General features: G+C 40.4%; 5 protein-coding genes. 4 read left to right on the top strand and 1 reads right to left on the bottom strand.

Annotation, left to right across the window (positions count from 1 at the left end; genetic code table 11):
- Window positions 1–501: 501 nt before the first annotated feature.
- Entirely contained in the window at window positions 502–726 is a 225-nt protein-coding gene (locus ACM0OZ_RS39780) for a hypothetical protein (RefSeq protein ID WP_414588379.1), read from the top strand.
- A 560-nt stretch (window positions 727–1,286) separates the two neighbouring features.
- Here the strand turns inward: ACM0OZ_RS39780 and ACM0OZ_RS39775 are convergent.
- The gene (locus tag ACM0OZ_RS39775; RefSeq protein ID WP_414588378.1) at window positions 1,287–4,892 is read right to left on the bottom strand and encodes a hypothetical protein; all 3,606 of its coding nucleotides are present in this window, start codon (window positions 4,890–4,892) and stop codon (window positions 1,287–1,289) included.
- Window positions 4,893–6,041: 1,149 nt separating this feature from the next.
- On the opposite strand from ACM0OZ_RS39775, the gene ACM0OZ_RS39770 reads away from it, so the two are divergent.
- The 3 genes from ACM0OZ_RS39770 (at window position 6,042) to ACM0OZ_RS39760 (ending at window position 7,532) form a co-directional block, all read left to right on the top strand.
- Entirely contained in the window at window positions 6,042–6,176 is a 135-nt protein-coding gene (locus tag ACM0OZ_RS39770; RefSeq protein WP_414588377.1) for a hypothetical protein, read from the top strand.
- A gap of 392 nt (window positions 6,177–6,568) precedes the next feature.
- Window positions 6,569–6,901, top strand: coding sequence for a hypothetical protein (locus ACM0OZ_RS39765; RefSeq protein WP_414588376.1), 333 nt, complete (start codon window positions 6,569–6,571; stop codon window positions 6,899–6,901).
- A gap of 379 nt (window positions 6,902–7,280) precedes the next feature.
- Window positions 7,281–7,532: a hypothetical protein gene (locus ACM0OZ_RS39760; RefSeq protein WP_414588375.1), complete on the top strand. Its 252-nt coding sequence runs from the start codon at window positions 7,281–7,283 to the stop codon at window positions 7,530–7,532.
- Window positions 7,533–8,584: the final 1,052 nt, after the last annotated feature.

Raw genomic sequence — 8,584 nt, 5'->3', positions numbered from 1 at the left:
AACTGGCACTTAGTCTTGGAATTGACATTCAAATTTCCAGGTGCAAGATATGAGGGAGCGCAATCGCTCTCCTGGATCCTAGAAGCGTCGCCTGTAACCCTTATTCTTTCGTCAACTTACAAAAGTTTTCGGTCTACTGAAAGTCGCTGCTCACTCGCCTAGTAGTTAAAATGTACTAAAACATGCCGCTCGGTTAGAGGTATAAAAAAGTGGAGTCAAGTTGGTTGTTGATACTAGCATCCATCAAAGGTCGGGGGAAAGGATTGGGGAATTGTCAATTTTTGCCTTCAGAGAGGGCAACTAGTGCAGGTAGGCAAAAATAACTAACCAGTTTTTGAGTTGTACTAAACACTGATAAGCTCAAATAATAGAAACATTGGAGGGGAAGTCAACGATCAACTCAATACCCATAAATCAGAATCTTTAGTTAGACTTGTCGCTACTAACTGCGGGATTGGCACTGATTTAGGCGTTAAAGGTAAATCTGGAATTCTCCATTCGATGGAGTCTCGTGCAGCCTTTTTAACTGATCTGGGTCATCGAATTCGTTTTGTCTATACTCCAAAGCATAGTTCTTGGCGATGTAGCACATTGAGTGCTGGTTTAGCATCTTGGTACGTCGCTTACAACGAAAGTGGTAACTTTACTTCTACTAAAGACCTCAAGCAACCAATTTTAAATTTTATTGATTACTTCAATCCCACGTTGGCAAAACCATTTGTTTGAAAGTTTTTAGGTTCTCCCAATTCTGCGTAGACTGGTCAGTTATTTCTGCTAGCTTGCACTAGCATATAGAATAACTACTCTTTGGTCTTCTCCAATCATTTTCTTTAGAGCAGTTGAGTCGTAGCACCTATGAGCACCATTAGATCTAATGCAAAGCACTCTACCTTCATCCGCCCATTTCGCTAAAGTCTTGACATGAAATCTTGTTAGTTCTGATGCTTCTTGTGGGGTGATATATGGCATATTTTCGGAATAATCGTTTTTTTCTATATTATGACGACTATTCCGATTTCTTACTATTTTGCCGTACTAGCTAACTTCAGTAGACCGAAAACTTTTGAAATTTGACGAAAGAATAAGGGTTTCAGGCGATGCTTTTGAAGTTGACGAGAGCGAGCTTCTGCGATTGCACAGAGTTAATCCACAACCTCCGTTGCTCAAAAAGCAGATTTTAAGGGGATTAAGCGTGAATGGTGTACACTCGCTCAAATGAATGGTTGGTAAGCCTTCTAGAAAACTTTTCGGTCTACTGAACTTGTCATAATTTCTGTGGGAAACTACTAGTCCCAGAATATCTTTGTAGATTTTTTTTGCCTGATAATCGCAATCACTGGCTGTACACCATCATCTATCTCCCCTGATTCCTGCAGGTGAGAAATCGTCTTTGCTACTTTTTTGAAAAGCCGACCTCTGCCTTGTGTAAAATCGTCGATAGCCTTCTTTTTCTGGCTGTCGAATTCAAGAATAATAGTGTTTGCTTTTTTACGTTTACTTTTTTTATCCTTCTTTTTCTTCTGATTGGAAATCTCTGATTCTAGTTCGATTAACTCCAAAATTTCCCACTCTTTAATAGTTAATTCGTTAGCAATCACTGTCCCACCTCCACCCTGTTGGATCGAGATGTATTTACCGTGGTGATCCTTGAGCGCCACCTTGTTGTCTGCCATTCGCACCAGGTCAAACATTTCGTATTCTTTGATGTGACCTACCCAAGCAAAGTTGCCATCTGGAAGTACGCTGAGGTACTCTTGTTTGAGCGGAGCTTGCAATGCTACTTTGCCATTTTCCAGGGTAATCAACCTAAAGGTTTCCCAAGTTTTAATGCGATCACTATTCGCTAGCAGTGGACCACCGCCACCATTTTCTGCGACCAAGTACTGTCCGTTAGGAACTTTAAAGGCTACTGGTCGGCATGAAAGTGTATTTGTCTTTTCACTACCCGCAACAGCAATCAGCCCTTGTCCGTTTGCTTGAGTAAGGATCAGCTCAGTAGTTTGAGATGCTGGAGCTAAATTAACAATGGGGTTGCCATTATTTTGATAAATAGCTTTGACTCCGGCAAAAATTGGATGAGAACTATTAACAGCTTGATTACCTCTAATACCGTTATATACGCCCGAAAGTTTTAAACCAAAGGCATTGAGAAAAGTATTCCAATTTTTGGCTTCTTGCTGAGAATCATCCAAAGTTCCTACAGCCAAATAAACGTTTCCCCCGGCTTTGACATAATCAATTAACACCTGATTATCAACCGAGTCTCCACACAGAAAGATGCCATCATAAGTTAACAAAGTCGGTAGATCAAATTTAATATTCTTGCCAACAGTCCATGCGTAACCTGCTTTAGCCATTGTCTGTGCTAACACAGATTCTGTTAAGCCAAAGTTAGTGGAGTAGGCATGGAATTTCCCTGTGCTACGCCCCCCAGCAAACCATTTAGCAATATTGGTGACAAAATTCACCGTGTCCGGAGCTTGTGTAAACCCGGTGTTACTTAAAGTCCATTCGTCAGCGTTGACTACTATCTTGCCGATTTGAGGTGTTTGAGAGCTTTCTGGTGGTTGGGATGAAGGTGTCTTTGTCTTTTCACTACCCTCAAAAGTGGCAATCAGCCCTTGTCCGGTTGGATGAGTGAGGATAATCTGATTTGTTTGAGACGCTGGAGCTAAATCAACAATGGAGTTGCCATTATTTTGATAAATAGCTTTCACTCCGGCAAAAATTGGATGAGAACTATTAATGGGTTGATTACCACTAATGCCGTTATATACCCCTAAAAGTTTTAAACCAAAGGCATTGAGAAAAGTATTCCAACGGTCGGCTTCCGGCTGAGGTCCATCCGAACCTGTTCCTGCTCCCAGATAAACATTCCCCCCGGCTTTGACATAATCAATTAACACCTGATTATCAACCGAGTCTCCACATAGAAAGATGCCATCATAGGTTAACAAAGTCGGCAGATCAAATTTAATATTCTTGCCAACAGTCCATGCGTAACCTGCTTTAGCCATTGTCTGTGCTAACACAGATTCTGTTAAGCCAAAGTTAGTGGAGTAGGCATGGAATTTCCCTGTGCTACGCCCCCCAGCAAACCATTTAGCAATATTGGTGACAAAATTCACCGTGTCCGGAGCTTGTGTAAACCCGGTGTTACTTAAAGTCCATTCGTCAGCGTTGACTACTATCTTGCCGATTTGAGGTGTTTGAGAGCTTTCTGGTGGTTGGGATGAAGGTGTCTTTGTCTTTTCACTACCCTCAAAAGTGGCAATCAGCCCTTGTCCGGTTGGATGAGTGAGGATAATCTGATTTGTTTGAGACGCTGGAGCTAAATCAACAATGGAGTTGCCATTATTTTGATAAATAGCTTTCACTCCGGCAAAAATTGGATGAGAACTATTAATGGGTTGATTACCACTAATGCCGTTATATACCCCTAAAAGTTTTAAACCAAAGGCATTGAGAAAAGTATTCCAATGGTCGGCTTCCGGCTGAGGTCCATCCGAACCTGTTCCTGCTCCCAGATAAACATTCCCCCCGGCTTTGACATAATCAATTAACACCTGATTATCAACCGAGTCTCCACATAGAAAGATGCCATCATAGGTTAACAAAGTTGGCAGATCAAATTTAATATTCTTGCCAACAGTCCATGCGTAACCTGCTTTAGCCATTGTCTGTGCTAACACAGATTCTGTTAAGCCAAAGTTAGTGGAGTAGGCATGGAATTTCCCTGTGCTACGCCCCCCAGCAAACCATTTAGCAATATTGGTGACAAAATTCACCGTGTCCGGAGCTTGTGTAAACCCGGTGTTACTTAAAGTCCATTCGTCAGCGTTGACTACTATCTTGCCGATTTGAGGTGTTTGAGAGCTTTCTGGTGGTTGGGATGAAGGTGTCTTTGTCTTTTCACTACCCTCAAAAGTGGCAATCAGCCCTTGTCCGTTTGCTTGAGTAAGGATCAGCTGACTAGTTTTAGATCCTGGTTCTAAATTAACAATGGGGTTGCTATTAGCTTGATAAATAGCTTTCACTCCGGCAAAAATTGGATGAGAAGTATTAACGGCTTGATTACCTCTAATTTCGTTATATATGCCCGAAAGTTTTAAACCAAAGGCTTTGAGGAAAGTATACCAATTTTTGGCTTCTTGCTGAGGATCTTCCAATGTTCCTGCTCCCAGATAAACGTTCCCCCCGGCTTTGACATAATCAATTAACACCTGATTATCAACCGAGTCTCCACACAGAAAGATGCCATCATAGGTTAACAACGTCGGCAGATCAAATTTAATATTCTTGCCAACAGTCCATATGTACCCTGTTTTAGCCATTGTCTGTGCTAACTCAGATTCTGTTAAGCCAAAGTTAGTGGAGTAGGCATGAAATTTCCCTGTACTACGCCCCCCAGCAAACCATTTAGCAATATTGGTGACAAAATTCACCGTGTCCGGAGCTTGTGTAAACCCGGTGTTACTTAAAGTCCATTCGTCAGCGTTGACTACTATCTTGCCGATTTGAGGTGTTTGAGAGCTTTCTGGTGAAGGTGCTTCAGTGCTGGTTCCTTGTCCTTGTCCTTGCCCTGACAAAGGTTCAATGATAGCATCTTTGCGTTCGCCCTCAGGCTGGAAGATTCCCAAACATCCTCCTTGTTCATCGGTAACCACCCAAGGATGATTAACGTAGGTCGATTGTGTGAACGACTCTCCTGGTTTTAAATCTTTGTATAATTGGCGCTGAGCTTGATAGTTAATCCAGTAAACTTTCACTAAAGCGCTGGTTTTATTAACGAAATTTATGCTGGTAGCAGCTCCTCCCTCAAGGGAACGAAGTTGATTTTCATTCTCGCAACCCAGTTTTGACAATTGATTTGTCTGGTTAACGGTTGTCATGGTTTTAACTTTTGATTTTCAGCGTTGGATGTGTTGAAAAGAGCGGAGCCTTACCCACGTTCTGCTCATTTTAATCTGAATTTTTAGAAGTACTCATTGCCCAATCATATTTGCAAGCGAGGGCTGCAAACCCTTTGATTTTACAACGGGCATTTGCGAATTTCAAAAACCCATAAAATAGAGCAAATCGTAACTTTTAATCATTCAATTTTCTCCATTTTAAAATTATCAATGGGACGAGGATAATGCAAGGACAGTTAAGACAGTTAAGCAAATAATTTACCAGGGCAAACGCATCTAAATTAGTCTTGACAAAAAGCTTTGTTAGTGTATTAACGAAATCATTAGAGTTTATCGTTTGATTGATTTTCTACGGCTATGAGCGATCGCCTAAAGCTTTGTCAATAAGCAGACATTAATGCGATATTTTTCCCGTTTATTGAGATTTAAACGCTCTTATTGACAAGATGCGTTTGCCCTGAATAATTTACAAGACAGTTAACCGTTCCATTTTTGCTCACAAATGCTCACAAAAACTTCCTGATTCAACCACCGACCTCTGAGTCTTCGTGTTTATGGAGGAAAATCCCGGCTAAACTAGCCGTACCAAATTCAAACTGGCGTTCTAGTCTCTGTCAGCTTTCCAGCTACAACTGCATTCCAAAACTCTGACCGATAATAGTACTTTGTCTTTCTCCTAAACTAAAGACCTTGATAAAAGTATACCAATTGTTGGCTTCTTGCTGAGAATCTTCAAAGTTCCTACAGTTAAATAAATGTTCCCCCCAGCTTTGACATAATCAATTAACACCTGATTATCAGCCAAATCTCCCCACAGAAAGATGCCATCTATAGATTAACAAAGTTGACAGATCAATTTTAATATTCTTGCCAACACTCCATGTGTAACCTGCTTTAGGCATTGTCTGTGCTAACTCAGATTCGGTCAACGGGAAGTTAGTGGAGTAGGCATGGAATTTACCTGTGCTACGCCCTCTGTAAACCATTTAGCAATGTTGGGGACAAAAGTTGTCGTGTCGGGAGCTTGTGCCAACCCGGTATTAAGTAGATATTATACCAATTTAATATGAAGCCCTATTCTATGCAGCTTCATATTAAATTGGTATTAGTATCACTACACCCCAAAACATGCAAGTTGGCGCTCACCAGGTGGAGATTGAATTGTTTGTTTTATCACGTCAATGTTTAGAGAGACGGATTGGCGATCGCCAATTATTAAAGTCAGAAATTGCCACCTGGCAGCAACAACCCAATCATGCGTAAGCAAGTGTAAATTGGCGCTTTCAAACCACGGTTGCACGTAAGAAGATGGAGCTATTATACCCGACTATCTGACCGGGCGAAGTTTCCTTAGTAGACTACTAGGTTTAGGTAAGTTTTTTAGATCAGTAAGTAGTACCCCCAACATACCCAACTTTTAATCTTAGTTAGTTTTGTTGAAAATGACTGAGCTATATTTTTATACCATAATTCGAGCAAATCTTTACATAATATTTGTTTTGGGATGCTTGTCACCCCGTCATAAAGGGGTGAAAAATCACCTTGATCTTGACGAGGAAAAACTACGGGTTTCAACGTAGACGTCGTTTATTATGCTAGAATATGTTCAAACAATGAAGCAAAATTACTCAAATTACTCAAATTAAGGAGTAGATATGAGCAAAGGACTAGGTCTTAAACGAGCTGTGGTGCTGCGTAGCGATGATTCTTATGGTGGCTATGCGGACACCATCTTTGGCGAAGATAAGAAAAGGAGAAAGAGAAGAAAGAAGAGGAAGAAGCAATCGAAATTTTTGAGTCCTTGGGAAAAGACCGTCAGGCGTGCGGCGAAAGATCAAGTCAAAGCAAGTGAGACTTACCTAGGTCGGCACGAAAGATCGAATAAAAAGAAGAAAAACGGCTGGATTCGCGATTTAAATAAGAATGTGAGCAAGTCTTTGTCTAAGCTAGGAGGAGTCTATAGTATATACAAACTAAATCCATTTTAGTTTTTTCCATAAGGAGTATTTCCAAGACATAGGGAAAAGTAACCGCCGTTAAGCAGACTTATCGCGTACCAAAAGATGTTTTAAAAGGGTATTTAGGTTTTATATGCAGTACAGCAAAGCAAGTCAGTACATAGAACAAAGCTTGATTGTTTTGATGTAACTGCTCCTATTTACAAAGGGAAAACTGTACCTTCCGTGTCTTTTAAAACATCGTTTTAAAAGGAATAAGTCAAGACAATGAGTCTTGGTTTAGAGCGAAAAAAGTTACCTCAATTCCTACATCATTCACAAATAACAACCCTTAGTGAAACGATGATAGTCAACTGAGTGAGGAATTGTGTAGTTATCTAAAGTATAACCAAAATAGTGAGGTAAACCAATGTCAGAGATTCAGACTGAGAGTACTAAACCTAAAAAACAAAAAAAAGCAAATACTATCATTCTTGAATTCGGTCGGCAGAAAAAAAAGCGTATCCGCGATCTTCGAGAAGGTAGGGGTCCGATGTTCAGAAAAGTAGTAAGGGCGATTTCTGAGCTACAAAAAGCAGGGGAAGTAGGCGATTCTGTGCAGCCAGTTATTGTAATTGTCAAGCAAAAAAGATCTAGCAGGAAAGGATTTTGGGACTACTAAAGTTTGGGACTAAAAGTATAACCATAAGACAACAAAATCCAGATATGTAGTTGCTTTAATCGCTTAAAGCAGCGTTTAATTTAGTTGTCGGAGTGGTTAACCTAGTTTTTACAACGGCGTTTATTGTTGAGCTACAAGGTTCATAGTAGCTGAAGTTGAAAAAATTTAAGAATCATTTTCCCCCACCACAATCGCCGATTTGGTGGTTTTAAACTGGTGCTTCTCAACAAAGTCCTCATTAATTATTTCCTACTGCCTTTTTAATTAACGATATTTTTAAGCATAAGTAGGAAAAACTTTGTATGAAAAAAACGAGAAGCTCTAGTATAAATTAGGAACGCGGAATTTAACTAGTCACCGATGGTTAAGAATGGTTGCGTAGCGAACCTTCTAAGATTCCCTCTGTGGTTAACATAGATTCTTCCTCAAGGGGTAGTTTCAAAAGAGAGGTTAGACTTGTCACGCTTATGCTTGACAAGTCTAAACAGACAGTAAAAACACATGGTAATGATGCCATTGCCTTAGCAGCATCTCATTTTGCTTGCAAGTTCCCTCTACTCAAAGCTTTTCACTCTTAGGGGTTATTCGGCAAACTTTACGACTTTTCAGACATCCTCTAAGCTCGACTTTATCCATTTTTTTGGCAACGTGATCGCTATCACTGAAATCTTTGTGGGACGGTAGTTTTACTTTTTGAACTTCATTGATAGTCTCTAATATGGGAAAAGTATTTGCCAAAAAGCCAGGGTTTTTGCCGGATAAAGGAAGCCAAGTTCTTAATTTTGGATAAAGTCGAGCTAAGATTGTCTTCGGCGTTGACCGGGGAATTCTCCTCATCTCATGTGCATTCCTCTCCAAACCTCCCTTGTGACATGAACTACTACTGGTCCTATCGCATTAGTTCTGATGGGTTGTAGAGACGCGCCATAACACGTTTCAGAGCGGGTTTTGACGATTTACCCGAGTCTCAAAATTAATGCGATGAACTACTAGTAGTCCATCAAGGCAACAAGGGACTTCCAAATAAAAAAATATCCCAAATTTTCTTGTGG

This window comes from Scytonema sp. PCC 10023 (genome assembly GCF_963920835.1).
In the GTDB taxonomy this organism is placed as follows: Bacteria; Cyanobacteriota; Cyanobacteriia; order Cyanobacteriales; family Nostocaceae; genus Kalymmatonema.
This window is presented reverse-complemented; position numbering and strand designations above follow the sequence as displayed.